Source organism: Arsenicibacter sp. R0_47, assembly GCF_057652235.1.
Window position 1 is genome coordinate 457,702 of sequence record NZ_JBYFCJ010000002.1, and the last position, 25,390, is coordinate 483,091.

Genomic DNA, 25,390 nt, shown 5'->3' on the forward strand with positions numbered 1-25,390 from the left:
TTTTTCTACAGGTAAAGTTTCTCATAACTATTACAAGGTATACAAGATGGATTTAGTAGACTATTTCTCTTTTGCTTTTACAAACCGATGATTACCAGGGCTGCGTCCGGTTATCGGGGGGAAATAGTTACCTGATTGTTTTGTTTTGAAATATTCAGATTATACAGTTTACTCAATGTCATGAGCAGAAGATCAGGCTGTTGTGCAGGTACGCTGCCTGAAAACCGTTTGTCCGGTAACGCCGGATCCGTAAAGGTGACCGTATACCCGTAGGTCTCCTCAAGTTGCGTGGCAATCTCCTGCAACGTGGTTTTACGGAAAACCAGCTGATTCGACTGCCAGGACGTAAACGAGGCCGGATCGACGGAGCGAACGCGTACCGGCGCTGACTCGCCGACGTCGGCCATCTCACCGGGCTTCATGAACACCTGCTGTTCGCGGTGGCCCGTCTGCTGAACCAGCAGATTTACCTTGCCCGATTCCAGGACAACCTGCGACCGTTTTTTGCGGTGCTTCACGTTAAACACCGTACCGACAACTACTACTGTAACGGGTTTTGCATGTACGCTGAATTTGGCCTGGCCGGTGCCTTTTTTCTCCTGAACGCGGAAATAGGCTTCGCCGTCGAGCCAGACCTCACGGGGCTTGTCTGTGTCCCAGGTAGCCGGAAAGGACAAGTGCGAATTGGCATTCAGGGTTACGATGGATCCGTCGGGCAGTGAAAGAGTTTTTGTTTCTCCATAGCGGGTTGAGATCGTTGTAATTAGTTCAGGACGGGTATAGTGATAGGCCGCGTAAGCGATCAGGAGCAGGCCCGATACGGCGGCGGCAACCCGGAACATACTGCGTTGGCGGAAAGGCTGCCGGTAAACAACGGGTTCCGCCGTTTTTTGGGCCTGGATTTGCTGCCAGACCTCGATCATAGCCTGGTTGGCCGCATAGTCGGTGCCGAAGCGAAGGTCAAGGATCAGCTGCCGGGCTTCCTGAAGGGCCGCGCTTTGGTCGGGATTCGCGGACAGCCAGCCCTCCCAGAACGCCGTTGTATCGGCGTCCGGGTCGATTACCCATTTCTGGAATGACGGGTTTTTAACGAAACCGGTGACTGTGCTGTGCTGAAAATCCATACCAACGGGCATCCCATAGCGGTCTGCTCATGGATAAGACAAACATAATCGTCGGATCTCATCGGTTTTATTGAAAAAAATCAAAAAAAAATTCTATTACTGCGGGTACCCGATCCAATGGATAGAGTTATGCGCCGAATCCAGGGAGGGCGATGGACGCCGGATTGCTAAGGTGTCCCGAATAAAAAAGCCAGTCAGTATCCTTCGTGGTACTGACTGGCTGATATTTACTCAAACAGGGTGATGATTAAGGCACGTAGCTTTCCAGCAGCGTCATGTCGCCTTCCGGAATCAGGGTGATTTGTTGTACGTCGGCCGGAATCAGGGCACATTCGCCGGTTTTGAGGTTAAGGCTGTAGCCTTGCTCAGTCTGAATCTGTACACCACCGCCCACACAAACCAGAATCACAAACGAGTTGATGTCGGTATAATCGTGCAGGACCTCCTGATCAAAGTTCAGCACGTTGGTCACGAAATAGTCGCAGGCCACGGCGTTAACGCTCTTGTTCTGCACCTTCTCGTACTGCGTTTTGTAGTCGCCGTAGTAGTGGTAGTCAATCGCATCGACGGCCTGTTCGGTGTGCAGTTCGCGTTTCTGCCCTTTATCGTCGGTCCGGTCGAAGTCATAAATCCGGTACGTGATGTCAGACGTTTGCTGGATTTCGGCCAGCAGCAGGCCCTTGCCGATGTAGTGTACCCGGCCGGCAGGCAGGAAAAACACATCGCCCGGCTTAGCCGCTTCGATATTCAGAATATCCTGGATTGTATTGTCGTCAACGGCCTGAACGTATTCTTCCTTCGTGACTTCCCGGTTAAAACCCGAATTCAGCGTAGCGCCTTCGTCGGCCTGGATGATGTACCACATCTCGGTTTTGCCGAAGCTGTTGTGGCGCTCTTTGGCCAGGGCATCGTTCGGATGCACCTGAATCGACAGATCGTCGTTGGCATCGATGAACTTAACCAGCAGGGGGAAGGTATTGCCGAAACGCTCGTACACGTGTTTGCCGACAAGCTGATCCTGATAGGTTTCGAGCAGTTCCTGAAGGCTTTTGCCGGCCAGTTCGCCGTCTTTTACAATGGACACATTGCCGTCGACCCCCGAAATTTCCCAGGTCTCACCGCAGTTAGGCAGGGGAGAGAAATCTTTACCGAGAATCGTGTTGATTTTGTTGCCACCCCAGATTTTGTCCTTGTAGATGGTCTTAAACGTAAGCGGATACAACATAACGTATAGACGTTGAGTAAATGGGTTGCTCAACTAACCGGCAAAGTAAACGGATTGTTGATGAATTAGGGCGGAATTTCGACCGATAAGGCCAAATTAGACATGATTACGGGGTGAACGGGATGTCTGGCTTACCCAAAACACCCTGTTCACCCCGTCGGTAATCGGGCAGAGACTTATTTACCCATGGCCTGCTTGATGGCAGCGACTTCGGCCGGATCATACGGCGAACCGTCCGGACGCAGAATTTCGTGGTGCCAGACCGCCGGCTCACGGTTCACGTACGGCTTTTGCCAGCTGTCCCACGGCAGGTTGGTCTGTGTTTTACCGGCTACGAAGCCCCAGCAGATCATACCTACTTTTTCGCGTTTGGCGGCAGGCATGTGCGTCTGGAATTTACTGCCCGCACCCCGTGCCATAAACTCCGTACAGATTACCGGGCGGCCCAGTTTCTTCAGGTCTTTGATCGACTTTTCGAATGCCGGCAGTTCCATGTAGTTGTGGAACGTGATGATGTCCGAGTTTTCGAACTGAACTTTTTCCATAGCCGACCATTTTGCCGGATTGCTCCAGTCGTGACCAGCCCACAGAATCCAGACACCCGACGTCAGGGGTTGTGCCGGACCGGCGGCGCGTGCCCAGCGGAAAACTTCCGGTAATAAACGCGTCACAATCTCCGGCTTACCTTTTGGCTCCTGCTTCAGGTTTTCGTCGCCGTAGCTGTTGTTGTTGGTGTTATCCGGTTCGTTCCACAGATCCCACAACAGGATACGCTGGTCATTTTTAAACGCGCCGATCACGCCTTTTACATAGGCTTCCAGACGCGGATACTGCGAGACATCTGTCAGCGCAGCAGCGCCCGGGCTTTGCAGCCAGCCTGAGTTATGAATGCCCGGCTGCGGATCACGCTGCTTGCCGAGTTTCGGATATGGATCCCAGCACGAGTCGAACAGGACCAGCATCGGCCGGATTTTGTGCTTCTGGCAAATGGTCAGAAACTGGTCAAGGCGTTTTTTGAAGCCTTCCGGATCCTGTTGCCAGAGCAGGTCATGTAAAAAGACACGGAGCGTGTTCACACCCATTGCCTCAGCCCAGCCCAGCTCCTTGTCGATGGTTTTCGGGTCAAACGTTTCGGCCTGGAACATCTCCAGCTCATTAATGGCGTTGGCCGGGTTGTAGTTCGGGCCGAACAGGAACGGCTGTTTTGCATACCACGCATTGGCTTTTTCGGCCGTCCAGCGACCTTGCTGGGCGTAGGTTTGGGATAGGGTCAGGCATACAAATGCCAGTAAAACCAATATGCGTTTCATAAAAATGGGAAAAGGTTAAGAAAGATTACTTCACCGTTGAGAACTGATATACCGATGTCTGACGGTAGGTCTGCCCTGGTTTCAGGATCGTTGTCGGGTAGGATGGTTTGTTCGGTGAATCCGGATAGTGTTGCGTTTCCAGACACAACGCCTCGCGGTAGTTGAACGGCTTGCCGTACTTACCGGTGTCTTTGCCGCCCATGAAGTTACCGCCGTAGAACTGAATCGCTGGTTCGGTTGTCATTACGTCCATTTTGATGCCCGATTGGTCACCGATTACTTCGGCGGCTTTGGTCATGCCGTTGCCGGTTTTGTTGAGCACAAAGTTATGATCGTAGCCACCGCCGAATTTCAGCTGCTCATTCTGCTCGCTGATGCGGGCACCGATGGCTGTTGGCTTGCGGAAATCAAATGGCGTGCCGGCAACCGGTGCAGGATCGCCCATCGGGATCAGGGTCGAGTCTACCGGCGAATAACGGTCGGCAAACAGGGTCAGCTGGTGGTTATTGACCGTACCGGAGCCTTCGCCGTTGAGGTTGAAAAAGGCGTGGTTGGTCAGGTTCACCGGCGTATTTTTGTCGGTTGTCGCCGTGTAGTCGATTTTCAGGCCGTTGTCGTCGGTCAGCGAGTAAACGACTTTAACGGTCAGATTGCCCGGGTAACCTTCTTCGCCGTCTTTCGAGACATAGCTCAGCTCCAGGGTTTTGTCGTCGATCTGTTTGGCATCCCACACCCGTGTATGGAAACCACCGGGGCCGCCGTGCAGGTGGTTCGCGCCGTTGTTGGTCGCCAGTGTGTATTCCTTACCGTCGAGGGTAAAGTGTCCTTTGGCAATCCGGTTACCAAACCGGCCGATGATCGGGCCATAGAACACTTCGGCGGCGCTCTGGTAGTCACCGACTTTGTTAAAGCCGATCACTACGTCGGTTGGCTTGCCGTTTTTGTCGGGTACCAGCAGCCCGACGATGCGGCCGCCGTAGTTGGTGATGGCTACCTGCATGTCCTTGTTTTTCAGGACATACAAGGCGGTCTTCTTGCCGTCGATGTCACTTTCGAAATTTTTCGCATCCGGCAGTTGTGCGGTTGTCAAGGCAGTAATGGTTTGGGTTGAGTCGGTCGAGGCCGTTTCTTCCGTGGTTTTGTTAGATGACTGGCAACCGCTTATGTACAGCATCGCAGCCAGGGCCATCGGGACAATTAGTTTTTGCATTGGGTTTAGTGTTAATCGATTTTGAGTTTCAGTATTCAATATCCCCGGTCAAAGTCGACAATGTTGTCTAAAGGCAGTCCCTTTTTATACTTGACAAAATTTTTGAGGAATACCCTTAGTTTGTCCATATCTTCTTCGTCGTAACCGCCGCCGGTATGCTGTGTCAGCAGCACATTCGGGCAGTGCCAGAGCGGGCTGTCGGCGGGCAGTGGCTCGGTCCGGGTAACGTCGAGGACGGCCCCTGCCAGCTGACCGCTTTGCAGCGCAGTCAGGAGGGCATCTTCGTTGATCAGGGAGCCACGGCCGGCATTGACAATCACGGCCGACGGTTTCAGCAGGGCAAACCGTGATTCGTTGAAAACGTCCGTAGTGCCAACGGTCTCCGGCAACACGCTGATGACGACATCGGTATACGGCAGCAGCGCATCAAGGTCGGCCATGGTAGGGGGCTGACTGTTGCGCACAAACGTAACCGTACAGTCGAAGCCGTTCAGAATCTGCTGAATCGCCTGACCGATAGCGCCTGCTCCCAGCACCAGTACGTGTTTCCGGTGCAGCAGGTGCATGGTCGGCCGCATGGCCCCGCCAACCCATTTTTTTTCTGCCTGAAGCCGCGCCAGTTCGTCAATCCGGCGATACAGCGCCATCAGGCCGGCAATGGCCGATTCAGCAACCGGCTGGGCAAAAAAGCCTTTCAGGTTAGTGATGGTTATGTCAGGCCGTTGTTCGCTCCGGTACAGCGGCAGGTAATCGTCAAAGCCGGTCGAATAGAGTTGTACCCAGCGCAGTTGCTGACTTTCGGTAAGCCAGTCGGCGGGTGGTTTGCCAAATACCACGTCGGCTTGCAGAAAAGCCGCTTTTCGCTCCGTTTCGGGCAGATCCTGTCCCCAGATACAAACATCGTCGGGTCCCAAGGTGTCCGCTACCAGCGCACGGGCGGCGTCAGGCAGTCGGAAAGTGATGTAAATGTGCATGGTTATGGGCAAATTAAAGTACTAAAGCAGGCAGCCAGAAAACAGCATCGCCCAGCCAGCGATACCGTTCATGACGCAGATAATACGCCGGATACCGCTGAATCACATACAATACGGTACTCATGATGGCCAGCATAATGGCCAGCCGCTGGGCAAACCGCGGACCGCCGCCGGGATCATTGTTGGTAAAGCAGATAATCATGGCTGCAATACCGACAATAAACGTCAGCCAGCGCAGCAGCATATCGCTGAACGGCAGGCCAAGGCCGGTTGCAATAGAAAAGGAAGTTTGGCGCGGCTTCTCCTGTATTTCCATGATGGAAAACAGCAACAGGTTCTGAAAAGCGACGGCCGCAAACATGGCCGCTTCGGTCATATCGACCCAGCCAATGGCCGGCCGCTGTGTCCAGACACTGCCCCAGACCCCTGCCGAATAGAGCAGGGCCACAAGCGGTTCTTTCAGCAGCAATGCCGGATGATGAGCCGGTAGTTTAAATACCATACCGATGTACAGGCCGCAGATCAGAAAAAGAACAGCACCGAATTTGATAACCGTCGTGGGGAGCCAGAACGTCAGGATAAGGGCCAGTACGGCCGCTGCCCCGACGGCCTGCCAGAGTACCAGCGCATGGTTGCGGTGGAACAGGTGGCGGGGTGTGGGCGGGAAACCCGGCTTCCGGACATCCAGCAGCCGGTCGGCGGTATAAATTACCCAGACGGCCAGCGCCAGTACAATGGTGGTAGCCCAGTGCAGCGAGTCAACGCCCGACAGCCGGGCCGCTGCCTTATGCGAAAGTACTGCTCCGAATACCACAGGCAGACTCAGATAATACGCGTTTTTGAGCAGGTTTTTCAGCAAAATACAGGTTAGTTGGCCGGCAAAATGCTTGCCGGCAGAACACAAAAATACCGCTTGTGTTGAAACGCAGGCAGACTAACCGTATTTTTTGAGGTATGGGGGCGTTTTTTAATGCGTATTGCAGAGAGTAGGGAAAAGATAAACGCCTGTTAGGTTCCGGCTTACCGGTTCAACAGGCGTTGGTGTGAACCCGAAGACGGGTTGTCTCTTATTTAGCAGCGGGGGCGCCCGGGTAGTCAGGGTGTCTTTTTACTTTACGGATCTGTCGCAGGTGCCGGTCAACGTGGCCCCACTGATAAATGTAAACCTGGTGCATATTACGGGGATTATCTGTGCCTGTAAGTTCAAAATAAGCACGCATGTCGGCATCTGTTTTTTCAACAAAGGCAATAGTCTGCTCCCTTAGTTTCAGAAAAAAAGTCAGGTTGTTTTTTCCGGCTATGAACCCGGTTGGCCGGGAAAAGTCAGGCGATACATGGGGCGTTTCTTCCATGATCCATGTAGTATAATAACTATCCGGCCTGCTTGTCTGATTGAGTTCGGGCCTGGGTTTACTGCGGCTTCCCATACTGATTTCCCTTGCCCAGATAATTTCCCATAGCGCCAGATGCTCCACGATTTCACCGATACTCCACCGATCCGGTGACTCTTTAAACGCCCATTGAGATGGTGTCAGGTCCTGTGTCTCCCCGACAATGGCGTCCCGTGTACGACGGAGATTGTCCACAGTGTACTGCCGGTCCGTTTCCGTCCAGAGTTTCGATCCGGCAGGTATTATCGTCTGAGCCGGTAATGTACTGCTAATCAGTAGCAGGCAAAACAAAATGTAAATTTTTTGCATGGCATATATACATACGTGATTGATAATGAGCTACATTGGCCAACTGATCTCTGCTGATCAAAAGTAGCAAAGCATTAATCGGGCGTATTGTAAAAATGCGACATCCTGCCTGTAGCCTAAGCCGGAGCTTACAGGCGCAGTAAAGACTGCACCCAAAGTAAACCGCCTACAAACTACTGACACCCGCAAATCAAGACCCTGTAAGGGTCAAACGTCTATAGTCAGTTCGTCGCCGACGCGGAGGGTGCCGGTTTGGGTGGCAATGGCGTTCTGGCCGAACAGGATTTTGTTGTTTTGTTTCCGGTATTGGGTCAGCGTCCGGAGTGGCTCCCTGCCGGTTTCGCCGGTAGCGGGGTCGATGGTCGTCAGCACACAGCGCGCGCAGGGTTTCGGGCCGTAAAACGCTATGTCGCCGAGCCGGAAGCGCTTCCAGGTGTCTTCATCGTAGGCAGGGGCGCCGTCTATGATGATGTTGGGCCGGAAACGGGTCATGGTGATGGGTTCTGCCAGGCGGCTGTTGAGGTCATCAAGCGAACTCTGGCCAATAATCAGGTACGGATAGCCGTCGGCAAAACTGACCGCCTCTTCATGTCGGGCATATTTCGCATCGATGAGCCGGCGGGTCGTTTCAGGCATAAATACCAGATGACACGGTTGCCCCAGCAACTGACTGAACCAGTCGTCGGCCTCCCGGCTCAGAACCGTGGCCGGCACGTCGTGGCTGTCCCAGATCGTGACGTTGATGCTGGCCGACGACGGGGTTGCGGCGGGGTCCAGCGGCAGCTCAAACACATTGTCGGGAGCATGGCGGTGCCAGACCCGAATGCTGTTGTCAGTTATAGCCACATCGACCAGTGCCATGTGATGGCATGACCGCTGGGTGATAAAGATCCCGTTCGGCGAGACCAGCATATACCGCCGGTCGTAGCGGAATCCTTTTTCCTCAACTACCGCCTCGGTAACCGAAACGCCCCCGAGCGATTTTACGGGATAAATACGAATGTCCTGAATAGTAGGCATGTCTTTTAAAGAGCGAAAGAGTGAATGGGGTGCCCTGAGAGGTAGTAAGTGAACAGTCCTCGCCGTTGGATGCAAAACGAGTAAACTCGTTTTTACTCCCTTCCCCTGATGTCAGGGGAAGGGTCGGGGATGGGGTCAACTTAAAACGCCATTCTGGGCATAGGGCTGACGGCCTGGCTGGTAAAATCGCCCTGGTCGTATTTGAACTTAGCGGCCATGGCAATCATCGCGGCATTGTCGGTACAATACTCAAAACGGGGAATAAACACCCGCCAGCCCTGTTCGTCGCCGAGCGCTTGCAGGGCGGTGCGCAGGCCGCTGTTGGCCGACACACCGCCGGCAATGGCAATGTCGCGGACACGGGTTTCGCGGGCTGCCCGTTTCAGTTTACCCAGCAGCATCTGCACCAGCGTGTGCTGGATACTGGCACAAATATCGGCCAGGTTTTCGTCGATGAAGTTGGGATTCTTCTTCAGATTGTCGCGCAGAAAATACATAATGGCTGTTTTGATGCCGCTGAACGAAAAGTCCAGCCCCGGCATTTCGGCCAGCGGAAACGGAAACGCCAGCGGATTGCCCTGACGCGCATATTTGTCGATCAGCGGTCCGCCGGGATAGGGTAGGTTCAGCAGTTTGGCCGACTTGTCGAAGGCTTCCCCGACCGCATCGTCCTGCGTCTGGCCGATAATTTCCATGTCGAGCGGGCTTTTGACCAGCACCAGCTGCGTGTGTCCGCCGCTGACGGTCAGGCACAGAAACGGGAGCTTCGGCGGTGACCAGTTTCCGCTCTGATCATCAATGAAATGGGCCAGTACGTGGGCCTGCATGTGGTTCACTTCGATCAGCGGAATGTTTAGCCCGAGCGCCATGGCTTTGGCAAACGAGGTGCCCACTAATAATGAGCCTAAAAGGCCCGGACCACGGGTAAAAGCTATGGCGTTAAGCGCAGATTTCGGTACCTTTGCATCAGCAAGGGCCCGTTCTACAACCGGTACAATATGTTGTTGGTGGGCCCGTGAGGCCAACTCCGGAACGACTCCTCCGTATTGTTCATGAATCAGTTGCGCGGCAACAACATTGGAGCAAATCTGACCGTTAACTAAAACGGCTGCCGATGTTTCGTCGCAAGAAGATTCAATGGCTAAAATTGTCATGGTACAAAATTACGGCTTCTCCTGGAATGTTTATTGTAGTAGCCTGTTGAAAGCATAAATAGCTGATACAGCTGCTGGATTAGCTAAACTTTTGAGAGGGTTTTGTTGTCTAAAAGTGAGTAGAAGATACATAATTGTTTAACACCCGAAAATGCGCTCGTTTTTTGCCGTCTTTCTGAAATCGCTGCTCTACCTGACGCTGTCAGTAGTGCTGCTGTTTGTGACGGTGGCGGTGAGCCTGCAGATTCCGGCGGTACAGACCGTGGTCGTAAACCGGCTGGCCGATTATGTATCTGAAAAACTGGACCATCCGATTCACTTCAAACACGTATACATCCGCTGGTTCGACTCGCTGGTGATGGAGGGCGTAAGCGTCCTTGACCTCAAACGCCGGCCTATGATTACGGTCAACCGGCTGGAAGTAGATTATAATCTACAGAATCTGATCGACAGCTCGGCGCATAATATCCACATTGATGAGGTGCTGCTTTACCAGCCCGACGTGCGGCTGATCAAGAACCCGAAAACGGGTGACCTCAATATCGACGAGTTTATTGCCAATATCGAAAACCTGCTGGCGGCGGATCCAAACCAACCCGCTAAGCCGGATAATAACGTGCCGTTCACGATCGGCAAAGCGTCGGTTATCGACGGGAAGTTTACCTACGACGACCCGCGTGAAAAGCTGATGAATGATCCGAAAAGCTTTGATTATAATCACTTTACGCTCGAAAAGCTGAATGGCAATGTCCGTAATTTTCTGGCTCTCGGCGATACCATTGCACTTGACGTAACCAAACTCCGGACGGTCGACCGTGATTCGAAGCTGACCGTTCACCGGATGGATACGAAGTTTCTGTATTGCGCCAAAAAAATGGAGATGGCCAACCTGACCGCACGGATCGGAAACTCGCTGGTGCGCGATCATATTGTCTTTCTCTACGACCATCCGCGCGATTTCGGCGAATACAACGACCGTATTCTGATGCAGGGCAATCTGGAAAACTGCCGTGTGTCGTCGGCCGATCTTGGCTTTTTCTCTGACTACATCCGTGAGCTGCGGGAAACCTGGCTGCTCTCAGGCTGGTTCAACGGCACGGTAAAGGATTTCCGCATCAGCCGGACAGACCTGCGGTTTGGTCCGGCGTTCCGCAGCCGCCTGCGGGGGGAGCTGGGCTTTAAGGGCCTGCCCGAAACCGACGGTCTGAAGGTAGATTTCTGGTTCCATCCGTCGCAGGTGAACATGGCCGATATCCGGCAATATTATCCCGAAGAAGGCTTTAATCATACCATTCAGAAGCTCGGCACCGTCGATTTTGACGCGCGGTTTACGGGGTTATTCGACAATTTCCATACATCGGGGAATTTCCGGACGGCCATGGGGAATGTGTTCGGTAAACTTGACCTGAAACTGGCAGACGAAAGCGTAAAAAAGCCGGTGCAGCAAACCACCTATTCGGCTGACCTGAAAGCCGAAAATCTGGCACTGGGCGAGCTGATTGACCGGCCCGATCTCTTTCAGACCATTAACGGCCACGGCCGGATTTCGGGGCGCGGGTTTTCGGTCGATAAGGCCAATGTCGATGTTGACGGCGCGTTTGAGCAGGTCGGTGTACAGGGCTATAACTACCGGAATCTGGTTGTTCGGGGAAATTTACAGAAGGCATTTTTTAACGGGCATGTAGGCCTGCGCGATCCGAACCTGCAGTTCTACCTGGACGGCGAATGCGATCTGGGCGGTTCGGCCGCCAACAATAAAATTAACCGTTATGACCTGCGGGGGGCGGTACAGCATGCCGATCTGCGGGCACTGGGCCTGATGCCCGACTCGCTGGTGGTGAAAACGGAACTGGACGTGCAGATGCAGGGCAATACCCTCGACGAGTTTGAGGGGCAGGCGTTTTTCAGAAACGGTCTGCTGAGTCTGAACCGCCGCAACCTGCCGATTGATACGCTGTCGGTGGTATCGGTTATCCGGCCATCGGGGCGGCACCTGCTCGTCAACTCCGACTTCCTGATTGCGCAGGTAAAAGGTAATTTCCTGCCGAATCAGACCGTGGATGATCTCGCACGGCTCTGGCACGAATACGAACTCTATTTCATGGGCGATGTCGCCACGCGGCAGACCTATTATGCCCGTAAGCAACAGCTGCTGGCCAAAACGCCGGTTTCGCCGTACCAGATCGACTATTGGTTTCTGGCCAAGCAGGTACGGCCGCTGGTTACGTTTCTGGACCCATCGGTACAGGTTGCCAGCGGTACCCGCATCGAAGGCCAGTTGTCGGTTGATAATACCATGCTGTTTACGGCCAATGTGCATACAGATTCAGTGCGCGTCGGAGCAGTCTATCTGGGCGAAAGTGAAGCCGAGCTGACGACCTCTAAGTTCACGACTGGCCAGGAAGTGCTGGCGTCGGTGGAGTTTTCCTCGAAAAAGCAGCAGTTCAGTGCCATGGCGCCGACGGAAAAACTGGTGATCGATGCCACGTGGGATGTAGACCACATTGATTTCCGGGGCAATATTCAGCAGCAGAACAGCACTAACCGCGCCGACCTGCACGGCGAAATGCGGTTTAAAGGCGATGCCATCGATATGACCTTCCAGCGGGCACAGTTCCACTTGCTCGAAAGCGACTGGAGTCTGAATCCGCAAAGCCTGATCCGGAAGGTCGGCGACGAAATTACCTTCCGGAATGTGTCGGCCCTGAACGGAAATCAGCTGATTTCGGCGGTGGGCAAAATATCCCGCGACTCCTCGCAGATGGTACAGGTACGGGCCAACAATTTCTCGCTTGAAACCCTTGATCCGGTGCTGAACACCAGCATACGCGGAACGCTCAACGGGATGGCCACCATCCGGAATCTGTATGAGACCGCCATTGTTGAGAGCAGCGGTAAAATCATGGACCTGAGCTACGACGATTTCCGGATTGGCGATGTAACCAGTGACGTGACCTGGGACCCTGCAGCCGAGCGGCTGAACATCGACGCCCGGGTAAACCGCGACGGTGCTGACCTGATGACGCTGACCGGTAAATATGCCCCTGATCAGAAGACCGATGCCTTTAACCTGAAGGCAACCCTCAACAAGGCTGACCTGCGCATCTTCGAGCCATTTGCCAAAGATATTGCGTCTAATTTCGGCGGCGTGGCAAACGGGGCGATCGACATTACCGGAACACCGAAGAATCCGATCCTGAAAGGTACGGTCGATGTACAGGGCGGTAAACTGACCCTCGACTACCTGAAGGCCGATCTGACGTTCGACGATAAAATATACTTTGGTCCCGACGAGATTATTGCCCGCCGCATTCTGGTCCGTGATCCGCAGGGCAATACGGCCGTGGTTCGGGGCGGGGTTTATCACGACAGCTTCCGGTATTTTCAGCTACGGTTTGATGCCGATCTGAAAAACTTCCGGATCATGAACACGACGGCCAAAGACAATGACATGTTCTATGGGGTGGCCTATGCAACCGGAAAAGCCGAACTCTTCGGCCCGATTGATAACCTGACCATCCGTGCCAATGTGACCAGCAATAAGGGAACAAAAATCTATATTCCGTTCGATGGCGCCACCAGCGTGGCCTCGCAGGATGTGATCCGGTTTGTGAACCGGGCGCAGAACCGGCAGGGGATTACACAACCCGCCGCTGCCACGGCTACGACACCAAACCCATCAACGGCATCGACGGTAGACCTGTCCGGTATTCTGATGGACTTTACCTTTAACATTACACCGGACGCTTACTGCGAAATTCAGCTTGACCGGCAGACGGGCGACATCATCAAGGCATACGGCAACGGGGTGATTGCCATGCAGATTGACACCAAAGGCGATTTCTCAATGACCGGGGCCTATGCCATTGATCGCGGAGAATACACGTTTACCTTTGAAAACGTCATCAACAAACGCTTCCAGATCCGGCCGAACAGCCGCATTACCTGGACCGGCGACCCGTACAAAGCCATGCTCGACGTAACAGCGGTCTATACCCAGTATACCTCGCTGGCCCCCGTGCTGAACAGCATCACCAGCCCGTCTACCAGCGGCGATACCCGTTCGGCGGAAAACACCCGCCGCTATCCGGTCGATCTGCTGATTAAACTGAACGGTGACCTGCTGCAACCGGGCATCACCTACGACATTGATGTTAAGGAGTATCCGGCGTCGGCCGAGTCGCGGCAGGCGGTAACAGCCTTTGAAACCAAACTGCAAAGCAACGAGCAGGAACTGACACGGCAGGTGAGCAGTCTGCTCCTGTTCAACCAGCTGATGCCGGAGGGCTCCGGCTTTTTCGACAGCCAGAACAACACCGCCGGTCTGTTCAACAGCGTGAGCGAGCTGCTGTCGAACCAGATCAGCCGGCTGGCCTCGAATCTGAATGAGAACCTGGATATTGGTGTATCATTCGGCGGGTTTACCAGCAATGCACAAAACGAAAGCCTGATCAACAACCTGCAGCTCCGGTTCTCGTACCGGTTCCTGAACGACCGTTTCCGCATCAGCCGCGACGGTGGCTTCACCTATGGGCAGAACCAGTACGGACAGGTACAGACTAATACGGCGAGTTTGCTGGGCGAATGGACCCTGGAATACTGGATTACACCCGACGGCCGGATGCGGGCTAAAATGTATAACCGGAACCAGCAAAGCATGATGCCGCAGGGAACCGGTGCCAGTACGATTACAACCGGTGGTGGTATCAGCTTCCTCTATACGCGGACATTTAACCACCTGTTTGGCAAAGCGCGGAAGCCTGCCCCCGGCGTTCCGACGGTAAATACAGATACCGTAACTGACGGCGCTACAACCACTGACGCGGATGAGTTACCGCCACGACCGGCCTCGCGCGCGTCTTCGCTGGTGAATCTGAAAGAGAAATAAAAAGAAATCCGTACCTTCCAGGAACAGGGTCGCCTGGCGGTTCTAAACTTCCTGGAAGGTACGGGTTTCGCCTCTTTAACCAACGTCAAGACCCCTTTTCTACCGCCACCGGTGCCAGCTGCTGCACCATATCCTTGGGCTTGTGCTGAATATGCCACTGGTTCAGGATGTCCAGAATAATCTCGGTCATATACTCCCGCTTGTTAAACACAATGTCATGGCGGTTTTCGGGCAGGATAAACTCCTTTACCTGTGCGTTAACCAGATGCTGGCGGGCAAACCGGACATTGGTCGGATACACCAGATCGTCGCGCTGACCATGCAGCATCGTAATGGCTGCCGTAATGTTGGGCCAGTCAGGCATAATTTCCATCAGGGCTTTGCGGTGGGCCAGTTTTTCGTCGTTGGCCAGGAGCAGAAACGGCGAAACGAACCAGCGGAGCGGCGGTTTGTCAATAAAATGGCTGATGCCATAGGTACGTTCGAGACCAGGGCCGAGCGCTGAGGAAACAAACACGACATGATCAATCACATTCGGGTTGTTCATCGCCAGCCGGGCCGACACCGACCCGCCGTATGACGAACCGATCACGACCAGAAACGGTGCCTTTTTATAGCGGTCGATCAGTGGCTGGAGCAGTTCGGCCTGCCGGACAACCGACGTTTCGACCCGCCCGAAGTCAGAATACCCATAGCCTGGCCGGTCAACCGAAACCAGCTGAGCGTGATTAACGAGGTTGGTATCGGCAAAAAACTTATTGAAGAAGGAAAGCGAGCTGGGCGCGCCATGCACGAAAATAATCGTGGGTTTGGTCGTGTCGGCCGGTGTTTCCATAAACCGGATGGTCCGGTCACCCACCTGGTAGCGGTGGATCGACGGCTTAACCCGCTGCTGACTAAATTCGTCCATAAGGTCGGCATCGCTGTCCCGCAACACAATAAACCGGGAAACGCCGATGCCGGCAACGACTAAAAAGAGGATGGTATATAATGCCCATTTGAGGGCCCGGATAAACGCTTTCATATCTGAAAAACACAAATTCCGGCATTGTGTTCCACGAAATGAGGCAGGTGCCTGTTTATGGGCTCCCACCTCACCGTTTATCCGTTACTTATTGAGCAGTTTTTGTTTGGCCGTCTCGTACTCGGCCTGTGTCAGTACGCCTTCATCAGCAAGGGTCTTCAGTTTCCTGATTTCATCAGCAATACTGAACGGCTTGAGGCTGGTAATGACTGTGCCGCGGATTTGTGGCGGAGGCATGAGTTCACCGGCATTGACCGCATTTTCCAGTTCAATAAAATACTTTTTCGACCGGCCGACACTCAGAATGGCGCCCATCGTATACCCTTGTTCTTTTGTGCCGGTTTGTACCAGTTCTTTAACAACGGCCCGTCCGTTGATGTAGTTGGTGGGCATGTAGACACGGGGCCATGAGTGGTTCACGTAAATAAAGGTAAAGCTGTGGTTAGGCATGCTGCCTTCACCGAGTGAGAGCGTATCGCCTTTCTGGATGCGCCAGCCCGGGGCCGCCTTCGGTGAGTATCCCCAGTGCAGGTGGCTGGGCAGTACAGGGCCTTTGCGCAGATCATCGGCTGTTACGGGTTTAGGGGTTGGTGTCTGGGCAACGGCCATGCTGACGCCGGATATGAGTAAGGCAGCAAGCAGGGATCTGCCGGCGCGTAAAGGAAAACGTTGATTTTTCATGGTATACTGTGTGTGTTACTAATACGCCCTAAAATATAACAAGTAACGAAATAACGAAAGTAGGTTGCTTTTATATAGGTGTGCCAGCGCAACGGACTAGCGGATTTGTTTGGGAGGTAGCAGGGTGTAAGTGCATGTATACAAGCCCGTTATCTGGGGGAGAGTGTCGATAGGATATCCTGAATTTCCTTTAGGGTTGCTTCTGTAAAGGAAATGCGGCTTGCATACTCAAGCTGACCTGATTCTTTGGCGCGCAGGTAAAGATGGCCGGTATACGGCTGCTCCGTAGCTTCGGGGTCACGGGCATAATAGAGCATAGCAATCTGCTTCCCGCTCTTAAAAAACGTGGTCGTATTATTCAGCTCCCGTGTTTCTCCCTTCGCGTTCAGATAAGGCACCGATGCCGGAACGGGAGAGGGAAGTGTCTGCGCATACGGAATGAGCAGGCACGGGTAGGCATTGGGATTGCAGAACGTGTATAGGGTTGCCTGGCCATCGTTCCGGTTGATGCTGGCAGGCGTGTCACCAAAGGATCCAGGCGTACGCAGGCTATAACTGTTGCCCTGATACGTTGCCGGGGGAAACTGGATCGTATAATCCATATTCAGGTTGATGGTCACCCAACCGGATTTCGGGCCGGTGGTGATGGAAACCGGGGCCGGTTCATCCGTTTTACAGGACAAAACAGCCACATAGCTGATAATCAGAAAAAGTAACCCTCGTTTCATCGTTATCTCCGTTTCTTTCCTGACCCGCCGGAGCAGAAAAAGGTTGGAATGGGAGAGGAGGGAAACTACAGGCGCCGTTCATACGCCTGATCAGGAGTAGGAACGGCGCCCGTTTCTCATCAACGGATTGACCTAGGGACAATTCCCCGGCCCCTGTATCACAACGGTTCGGGTAACGGCCGGGCATCCTTCATCGCTTTGTACGGTGAGGGTGTAGGTGCCGCCCAGCACGACGTTGCCGGCAAAAACGGTATAGGCTCCCGTCTGGCGGTAAACAGTTGAGAACACATAGCCGTCGGGTCCGGTAAAAACAAACGACTTACCGGTGGCCGGCACCGTCAGCCGGACGGGCGCGTTACAACCAGCCGTGCCGTCGGCGGTGATGTTGCCCGCTGCAGCACTGGTGCCCTGCCGTATTGTATTGGTTGTCAGCGACTGGCAGGCGGTTCCCCGGCCGTTTGCCGCTACAAGGGTGTAGGTGCCAATGGCTGTGACGGCAAACTGACCGGTGAGATTGGTTTGATTGCCGGGTAACAGGCTGAAGCTGGTGGCTCCGCCGGCGGTTGCCGAGAGGGTAACGCTGTTGGGGCCGCAGCCGATGGCGCCCGTGCGGCTGATGCTGACGGGCCCCGGTGGTACCAGATTACTGCTCACATTGAGCGACGTCGTGCTGAAACAGCCCGTTGCCGGATTAATGGCACTAACGGAATAGGGACCGGTTTCGCTTACTGCGATGGCATCAGCAGCCTGCGTGGTGAAACTGTTTGCACTGGCAAAGCTGTAGCTGACACCATCCGCAGGGCTGGCGGCGGTAAGGGTAAGCGTTTGGATACCACAGAGCAGTACGCCGTTATTGGTGGCCATGAGCGAGATGCCGGGCGTTTCGGTGCTGCTGGTAATGGCGGTGGTGGCAGAACTGACGCAGCCATTGACGGGATTAGTGGCCGTTACGGAATAGGGTCCGGGGCCGTTGAGGCTGATGGCCGTGGCGGTTGTGTTGGTGATGGCCGGTCCGGCAAAGCTGAACGAAACACCGCCGGCCGCGCTTGCCGCCGTTGCCGTCAGCGTCCGGACCGCACAGGTGAGTACGCCGTTGCCGGTAGCGGTCAGCGAGACGCCGGGTGCGGCAGTGTTGCTGGTGATGGTGGTGCTCGTAAAACTCCGGCATCCGTTGGCGGGATTGGTGGCGGTTACGGAGTAAGTATCTGCCGCGTTCACCGTGAGCTGGCTGGCGGATGCTGTAAAGGCCGCCGGGCTGCTGAAACTGTAGCTGACGCCACCGGTGGCGCTTCCGGCAGTGAGGGTTAGCGCGGGGAAGGCACACGTTATCACACCGCTGTTAGTAGCGTTCAGCGAGACACCGGGGGCCGTGGTATTGCTGGTAATGGCCGTGCTGGTAAAGCTGCGACACCCGTTTGTCGGGTTGGTGGCGGTCACCGAGTAGGTACTGGCTGTGTTTACCGCGATACGGTTACCGGTGGTTGTAAAGGCCGCCGGACTGCTGAAGCTGTAACTGACACCGCCCGTAGGACTGCCGGCCGTCAGGGTCAGTGCCTGGACGGCACAGGTCAGTATGCCGTTGTCGGTAGCCGTCAGCGATATGCCTGGTGTGGCGGTATTCGACGATATGGTAATGGTGGTAAACTGACTGCATCCATCCAGACCGTTACCGGCGCTGATGGTATAGGTGCGGGCGGCTGTAATCCGGTACACGCCGGCGCTCAGGGTGGCGGCAGCCGCGGGCGAAATGCTGTAGGTCGTGGCGCGTGCCGACGAGGCGGTCAGGGTTACAGCCGACGGATTACAGCCCAGCAGCCCGGCCGACGAAAGCCCCACGGCACCAACGGCGACCGTACTGCCCGACACCGAAACCGTAGCTGATGCGGAACAGCCTTCAGCACTGGTAACGGTAACAGAATACGTACCTACAGCACTTGCCGATGTCGTGGCCGTGCCGGTGGGTGCCGTGTTTTGTCCGGGGCCGCTGAATACATACTGAAACGAACTGCTGCCGGTAGCGGCAGCGGTCAGGGTCAGGCTGGCATCTGCGCAGGTGAGCAGTCCGTCGTTGGCGGCCGATAATACTACACTGACGGGCGGACCGGTATATTCAAAGGCACCGGCATCGGGGGGGATGGAGCGCGAACGGCCGTTCGCATCGCCTGGCGGCAGGGTTAACGGGGCGGGTGATATACCTGCGTTTCTGGCAGGACTACATTCACCCAGCGCATGGGTACTGACCAGCCCCCCGTTGTTCTGGCGCAGCGGGCCACTGCGTATCGGTTGATTTGTTTTATCGCTCGTGCTGGTGAGCACCTCATTATCCAGATCAGTACTGCTGATATTGCCGCCCAGCGACGTAATGCCGTACGGTGAATCAAAATTGCCTGGTTTTGACCTGAAGGTATTACCGTCGAACAGGCAATTCAGGATTTTGACAGAACCTTGCTGGTTGATCGTTTGTGATTCTCCGGAGTTCGCAACGAAACTGCAATGAATCAGGTTCAGCGAAGAATTCGTGCCGGAATAGATGGCATTTCCCGCACCAAACGAGGTGGAGTTGCTTGAGAAGGTACAGTTGGTCATGGTTGTTGAGGTATTTACCTGTACAAATGCCCCGCCGTCAAAGGTTGAGCTGTTCCCGACAAACGTACACCGCTGAAATGTAGCCGTTCCTCCGCCACAGCGGAAGGCTCCGCCATTGCCGCTAGTTGTTTCATTGCCGGAAAACTGGCAGTCGGTGATTACGGCATTTCCGGATAATAGGTTGACACCGCCGGCATCCGGGTCAAACATCGCCCTGCAGTTGATGACCAGGCACCGGGTCATGGTCAGTGTTCCCGTGCCCAGAGACGCCAGCAGCCCGGCGCCGCCTAATCCGTCGTCTACAGCCGCCGGCATACTTCGGCCGCTTCCCAGAATCAAGTCGCGTAGTGTCAGGCTTTTGTTGGGCTGAACCATGCGGAGAATACGGAATTCCTGAGAGACTACACGCTCGATAAGCGTTCCGCCGCTTCCGGTAGCCGGTACGAGTGACGTTCTGCCTGTGATTGTACAGGATTCGGTGATTTCCGGTAAAGCAGCGGTCAGGCCAATGGATCCGGTTGCCGTAATATTGATGGTATACGGCGCGCTGGTTGAGTTCCCGGCAGTGATGGCAGCACGGAGCGATCCCGGTCCGTCATTCGCGTTGGTTGTGACGGTAATCGTTGTAAGACTGGTTTGGGCAAAAGCACCCGTAGACAGCAGGAGCAGGCTTATTGCCAGCAGCCGGTTTATGACAAGATGGTAGCGATGCATACCATGCAAAAAAGCGCTTTACCGGCACCGGATGCAATTTTCAGGCATAGATAAATGGCGTAGACATTTTATAAGTATTTGATAATGAGGGGCTTTTGTGGTACGTGTACTACCAGGTAATGACAGTTCCGCCCCACAGGTATTGAGCGGGTAACCGGCGGAAGCTGTTGGTATAGGTGGCTGTCAGCTTGAGCTACCTACAGGATATAACGAAAATAAAGCCTCAAAACGAATTTGGTTTCAGGCATCTCAAAGGTGGTATTTATACGAAGTGCCGGTTTAAGCAGTTTGTTGGTACTCAAAATCTTACATACGCTAAGTTTAAGTCTATTTTATCTGTTATGTAAGTATGATACTGGTGTTTTTGTTTACAGAAAACTGAATTATTTGTATTAATATTCAGGGTTGTAACACTTATCTGTAAGCTTTATGAAAACAACTTTCCGTTTGCTACCGCTTCTGGCGGTTTTGTTCTCTGTGTTTGGTATGGTAACCAGCGCCAGCGCTCAATGTGAAAATTCAGGCAATGGCTCTATTGGTCCGGGAGACGCTACTATGAACGATCGGCTGTTCAGAGACGGAACTGAGTCCTCATCCTGTGCATCGCCTAAGTCGTGCCCCGGCAATTTCGGCAGTGGTGGGTCATATTATTATGATACCTATACGTTTACGAATGCTACCAGCTCTCCGCAGTGTTATACCCTGGAAACAGCTCATTTGACAGGTGATGGAACTAGTTTATTTGATGCCGTATACCTGACTTCCTTTAATCCGGCCAGCCTCTGCACCAATTATCTGGCTGATGCCGGCAATAGTCTGACTGCTAACAGCATTGTGTTCAGTGTACCTGCCAATACGTCTTTTGTGGTAGTAATTATGAGCGGAGGAGGATCAGGAACGGGGGATTATTCATTTGTAGTAAAAGGGCTGCTAACAACACTAGTTACCGGAATTCCTGCCATATCGGTAAGCGGCTCAGCGGACTGTACCAACCCTGTTCAGCTTACAGGGACTGCCTTCGGTGACAATTTTGTCGTAACCGGGCCGAATGGTTATGTATTCAGTAATGTGCACCGGACGGCGGGCACCTATCCGTTTATTGCTGCCAATATTACGAGTTCCGGACAGTATGTAGTCAATGCGTTTACAAACGGGTGCCTGACGGCTTCTCAGGTTGTCACTGTGAGCGGTTCGGGTTGTGGCAATAAGTCCGGTATAAGCCCTGTAGCCGGTAAGATAAATGATTTATAATATCGGGTAAAAGTCCTGCCCCCTACAAAAGTCCTGCAACTATGCAGGGCTTTTTTTATGCCCTGCCCTGAGCCTCACCGCAAAGGGCGTGGCCGGACAGGCCTGAAGCTCTGAACAGTTTGAGCAGGAATATATTAAAAATCTGACAAATTCAGTGTGCTGCTAAATCGAACCACCTCACGGTGGTCTGCTATAAGACAAGGGCCTACGCCACGCCGGCTGAAGCTGCCCGCGCGATTGAACGGGTATTTCCCGCGCTACCTAAAAGAGTGCATAAGAAAAGTACCGCCAGCCGGTAAAGCAGTGCCGGGCTAACAAAGCATACTTTCCTGAAGCCGTTATACAAAACGGCTTCAGGAAAGTATTACTTAATATCCGGTTTGTAGCCGGGCACCGGATTTCTGAATGATTCTGCCGGCTTTATAATAGAGAATGTACTCTGCCGTTCCCGTGGTGTTGTCCGGTATGGTGACCGTATGCCGTATGCCGACAGTATCTGTTTTGTCCGGTATTCTGCGGGCTGACCAGGTATCGGGATTATCCCAGTTACCGTTGGCAACCGAGTAAATGGTTGCAGAACGGGTTAAGGAAGGAGGCAGCACATAAACGATACTTTGAAGTTCCTGGCAACCGGATCTGTCAGGGAGTAGCTGGACCAGATACATATCATTTGGTGTTAAGCCGGAAATGCTGGCCGTGGGTGCTTTTTTGATAGATATCGGTTGTGCGTCAGATCGTGAGCGATTTAATGATAAATAATAAATTTTTGTATCAAAACCTATGGCACTATCGCTAAGCGTCATGGCTAATGAGGTAGACGACAGCGAGCTGATTGTATTGGCAGGTTTAAAAAAGCCGCATTCCGTATTTGTGTCTGTGGTTAGATAAAAGGGTTGGCTACCGGAGCAGTCAAACTTAACTTCAATAGCATAAGTCTTAAAAGGACTGAGTCCTTTGATCGTATACCTATTAGTATTGACGGTTGCACTGCCGCTCCAGGATTGACTGAACATAGACCGTCCCCACCGTATTGTATAACTTGTTCCGGTTTCCGGACCTCCCCACCAGATGCTTATACTTGTGGGGGTTTTAACTAATTCTCTTGCATAGCCAATGTAGCCGCATTGTGTCACAAACGTTTGTGTCTCTGAGAAGGATGAAGTGCTGCCATCGGAGCAAAATGCCTGAACCCTTGCTTCGTAAGCGGTATTCGGAGAGAGGCCTGAGAGTTTATAAAAAGCGTCACCTATGTAACCTGGTGATACGTACTTTGATACATTCCAGTCATTTGTACCACGTTTACGCCAGTGGATTTGATACCTTACTCCGGGAAGACCTGACCAGTATATTTCTGCATCATTATTAGTCGCATAAGAGATGCCGATGGGTAAAAACCTATTAGAACATTCGGTAGTAAACGTTCTAATGGTAGAAAAAGCAGAAATCATATCCCTGCCACAGCGGGATGCTACACGCCATTCATAGGTCTTGCCAGCCATTAAGCCTGTCAGGTAATAATGGTCACCCTCTATAGTATCAGTAACCCACTCTGACTGGCCCTGAGATCGCCATTGTAGTATGTACTTTTCATCTTCCCACGTGTTCCAGTCCAAAACCGTGGCACCACCTTCAACGAAATAAGCATTCAGGCTCACAGGAGGATTACATGAACCGGTTCGCATGGTAAAGACCTGGGACCAATCTGATGAAGTCTGACGGTTACATTGTACTCTGACACGCCACTCATACTGCGTGTTTGGGTTAAGGCCAGGAAGGCTTGTTTCTGCTACTGTAGTTGTCATGCTATTGGTCCAGGTGCTTTGCCCTGACTGACGATACTGCACTTCGTATAGCAGGCCACTTCCTAATGACTGCCAGGCGATCACGAATGTTTTTTTTTGATATCCGTAGCTTGGCGCCTTACAGATGGTTGAAAAATTTACAAAGTTGGTTCTTGCTGAAGAACTATCTGAGCAGTTGATTTGAATAAAACTTTGATACAACTGATTAGGTGATAGGCCTGTCAGGTTAAATGGCGATGTAGTTAAATTGCTTATAGATAAAAAGGGGGCACTGTTGCCGGACCGATAAAATATTGAATACTTTACATCCGGTTCTGCTATCCAGTAAAAGGTTGCCTGATTTAAAGAAGATGAAACCTCTAAAACACTGGGTATACGGCAAGATGTAGTCGTAGTATAGCTGGATGTAAATGTAGAAACATCATTCCGGTCACAGGCAGTCTGTAGCTGTATCTCGTAAGTAGTGTAACCTGTAAGATTTTTGAGCGTATATACATTCTCCGGATTTGGGGCCTCAATACCTGTTATGACTGACCAGTTTGACGGGTTGGTGGTGGGCCTATAGCGAAGGTTATAGGTATAATACCTGTTCCCTGTCCATTGTAGTTTAATAGTATTACTTGTAGGTGATTCTCCGTAAATTATGTTTGTCGCGCTGCAGGTTGTGGTAAATTGTCTTGACGGAGTGAAGTCTGAAAGTGTAACGTCGTAGCAATATTTCTGGATTTGCCATTCATAAGTACGCCCTTTCTCCAGGTTATAAATAGTAAATTCTGAACAGCAAACGCCCGATGTTGTTTGCCAGTCAGTTGTTCCAACGGCTCTCCACTGTATATTATAAGATCTGGTGTTGAAATGATTCCATTTAAGAGTTGCCTTATAGGAGCCAACATCTTCTGACAAGCCTGTTGTCAGGTCGCAAGCCAAATAAGCAGTTTCAGCCTGCAGGCTATCACCTGTTAAATTATTTGGAGCAATAGTAATACTGAACGTGCTATGATCACTAGTAGAACTGACGGATGCTTTTTCGTAAAGCGTAGGGTTGTCAGTTCCGGAAATAACCTGTTGGGTTTGTCCCAAAAGCGGATAAGTGATCAGTAGTAGCAAAAAGGCATTCAGGTGGAAAAAGCGGATGAGTAGATGATGCTTTAATGAGATAGTAACTGGTTGTGAATGCATAAACCGGAATTATTGGATGTGTTTACGAGTGGAATTGAATTGAAAAATCCTGCAAAAGTAAGTGAAAATCCTGCTAATATATTGGTTAAAGCTGTTTGTAACTGTGACAAGAGCCGGTAGCTGAGTAAACTGCATGGTACCGTTCGGTTTGATAAAATGCAGGGTTGCCGGTATCACTGGCGCGTTATTTGTGTGATTTGTACGCGAACACATTGGAAGTGCCGGCTGTTTTCGTTATATTATGACTATATTCCCCATTCATGACAGCTAACACTTCCCTGCACTACACGGTACCCGTACTGCCGCGTGTGCGCAAATTTCTCAGCGTAAAACTGGAGGGCAATCCCCTTGTGGCCCACGTGGATACCCCCCCGTTCGGCTCGATGGTCTGGCTGCTGTGCCAGATCGAAAAAAAGGCGGTTGTGGTCGGCCGTCAGCGGCGCAGTCACCGGCGGATTTACTACGAACCCGTCTACAGTGAGCTGCTGCCGGTCATGATTGAACACCGTCATCACTCAAGGCGCTGCATGCTGCTCAATCAGCTGGAGGTGGGCATCTTTAACCGGCTTGTCATCCACACGATGAACAACGAGCTGGTGCAGCTGCTGGCCGCTAACGACCGGCGGTGTCAGCCCGACGCCGAAGTGCTGCGTGCATGGGTGGACCGCTACGATCTTTCGGAGGAAGATGTTACGGAGGACAGTCTGATGCACATCTATAAGCGGGTCCGCAACGGGGTGCAGCACTCGTTTAACCTGACGCTGCCACAAATACCACAACCCGGCCCCTTTGCGTGAGCCTGCTAGGAGGAGCTTTGCCG

17 protein-coding genes are annotated in these 25,390 nt (G+C 52.8%); 3 read left to right on the forward strand and 14 right to left on the reverse strand.

Annotated features, from left to right (window positions below; translation table 11 throughout):
- Positions 1-110 precede the first annotated feature (110 nt).
- The 9 genes from AC23NW_RS05175 to tsaD form a co-directional block, all read right to left on the reverse strand.
- Positions 111-1,124, reverse strand: a complete 1,014-nt coding sequence (locus AC23NW_RS05175; RefSeq protein ID WP_487448131.1) for a FecR family protein — start codon at positions 1,122-1,124, stop codon at positions 111-113.
- 247 nt (positions 1,125-1,371) lie between these two features.
- Positions 1,372-2,349, reverse strand: coding sequence for a type I phosphomannose isomerase catalytic subunit (locus AC23NW_RS05180; RefSeq protein ID WP_293836864.1), 978 nt, complete (start codon positions 2,347-2,349; stop codon positions 1,372-1,374).
- 176 nt (positions 2,350-2,525) lie between these two features.
- Positions 2,526-3,659: a cellulase family glycosylhydrolase gene (locus AC23NW_RS05185; RefSeq protein WP_487448132.1), complete on the reverse strand. Its 1,134-nt coding sequence runs from the start codon at positions 3,657-3,659 to the stop codon at positions 2,526-2,528.
- A gap of 25 nt (positions 3,660-3,684) precedes the next feature.
- A complete protein-coding gene (locus AC23NW_RS05190) occupies positions 3,685-4,869 on the reverse strand; it encodes an aldose epimerase family protein (protein WP_487448133.1) in 1,185 nt (394 codons plus the stop codon).
- 35 nt (positions 4,870-4,904) lie between these two features.
- Positions 4,905-5,843, reverse strand: coding sequence for a D-2-hydroxyacid dehydrogenase (locus tag AC23NW_RS05195; RefSeq protein WP_487448134.1), 939 nt, complete (start codon positions 5,841-5,843; stop codon positions 4,905-4,907).
- Positions 5,844-5,856: 13 nt separating this feature from the next.
- The gene (locus AC23NW_RS05200; RefSeq protein ID WP_487448135.1) at positions 5,857-6,702 is read right to left on the reverse strand and encodes a hypothetical protein; all 846 of its coding nucleotides are present in this window, start codon (positions 6,700-6,702) and stop codon (positions 5,857-5,859) included.
- A gap of 208 nt (positions 6,703-6,910) precedes the next feature.
- Entirely contained in the window at positions 6,911-7,543 is a 633-nt protein-coding gene (locus AC23NW_RS05205; RefSeq protein ID WP_487448136.1) for a DinB family protein, read from the reverse strand.
- Positions 7,544-7,750: 207 nt separating this feature from the next.
- Positions 7,751-8,563 (reverse strand): MOSC domain-containing protein, encoded by an 813-nt coding sequence (locus AC23NW_RS05210; RefSeq protein ID WP_487448137.1) that lies wholly within the window; start codon positions 8,561-8,563, stop codon positions 7,751-7,753.
- Between the two features lie 140 nt (positions 8,564-8,703).
- Complete coding sequence (gene tsaD, locus AC23NW_RS05215) at positions 8,704-9,717, reverse strand: tRNA (adenosine(37)-N6)-threonylcarbamoyltransferase complex transferase subunit TsaD (RefSeq protein ID WP_487448139.1); 1,014 nt, start codon at positions 9,715-9,717, stop codon at positions 8,704-8,706.
- A gap of 151 nt (positions 9,718-9,868) precedes the next feature.
- On the opposite strand from tsaD, the gene AC23NW_RS05220 reads away from it, so the two are divergent.
- Positions 9,869-14,605 carry a translocation/assembly module TamB domain-containing protein gene (locus AC23NW_RS05220; protein WP_487448140.1) on the forward strand — a complete coding sequence of 1,579 codons (4,737 nt, stop codon included), beginning with the start codon at positions 9,869-9,871 and terminating at the stop codon, positions 14,603-14,605.
- A gap of 85 nt (positions 14,606-14,690) precedes the next feature.
- On the opposite strand, the gene AC23NW_RS05225 is transcribed toward AC23NW_RS05220, so the two are convergent.
- The 4 genes from AC23NW_RS05225 to AC23NW_RS05240 all read right to left on the reverse strand — a co-directional run bounded on the left by AC23NW_RS05225 (position 14,691) and on the right by AC23NW_RS05240 (position 20,338).
- Positions 14,691-15,629 (reverse strand): alpha/beta fold hydrolase, encoded by a 939-nt coding sequence (locus AC23NW_RS05225; protein WP_487448141.1) that lies wholly within the window; start codon positions 15,627-15,629, stop codon positions 14,691-14,693.
- A gap of 84 nt (positions 15,630-15,713) precedes the next feature.
- Positions 15,714-16,310 (reverse strand): SHOCT domain-containing protein, encoded by a 597-nt coding sequence (locus AC23NW_RS05230; protein ID WP_487448142.1) that lies wholly within the window; start codon positions 16,308-16,310, stop codon positions 15,714-15,716.
- 149 nt (positions 16,311-16,459) lie between these two features.
- Positions 16,460-17,038: a hypothetical protein gene (locus AC23NW_RS05235; RefSeq protein ID WP_487448143.1), complete on the reverse strand. Its 579-nt coding sequence runs from the start codon at positions 17,036-17,038 to the stop codon at positions 16,460-16,462.
- 132 nt (positions 17,039-17,170) lie between these two features.
- Positions 17,171-20,338, reverse strand: coding sequence for a choice-of-anchor Q domain-containing protein (locus AC23NW_RS05240; protein WP_487448144.1), 3,168 nt, complete (start codon positions 20,336-20,338; stop codon positions 17,171-17,173).
- A gap of 429 nt (positions 20,339-20,767) precedes the next feature.
- Here AC23NW_RS05240 and AC23NW_RS05245 point away from each other — a divergent pair, with 429 nt between their 5' ends.
- The gene (locus AC23NW_RS05245; RefSeq protein ID WP_487448145.1) at positions 20,768-21,589 is read left to right on the forward strand and encodes a hypothetical protein; all 822 of its coding nucleotides are present in this window, start codon (positions 20,768-20,770) and stop codon (positions 21,587-21,589) included.
- Between the two features lie 368 nt (positions 21,590-21,957).
- On the opposite strand, the gene AC23NW_RS05250 is transcribed toward AC23NW_RS05245, so the two are convergent.
- Positions 21,958-24,570 carry a fibronectin type III domain-containing protein gene (locus tag AC23NW_RS05250; RefSeq protein ID WP_487448146.1) on the reverse strand — a complete coding sequence of 871 codons (2,613 nt, stop codon included), beginning with the start codon at positions 24,568-24,570 and terminating at the stop codon, positions 21,958-21,960.
- Between the two features lie 260 nt (positions 24,571-24,830).
- On the opposite strand from AC23NW_RS05250, the gene AC23NW_RS05255 reads away from it, so the two are divergent.
- Entirely contained in the window at positions 24,831-25,367 is a 537-nt protein-coding gene (locus AC23NW_RS05255; protein ID WP_487448147.1) for a hypothetical protein, read from the forward strand.
- Positions 25,368-25,390 lie beyond the last annotated feature (23 nt).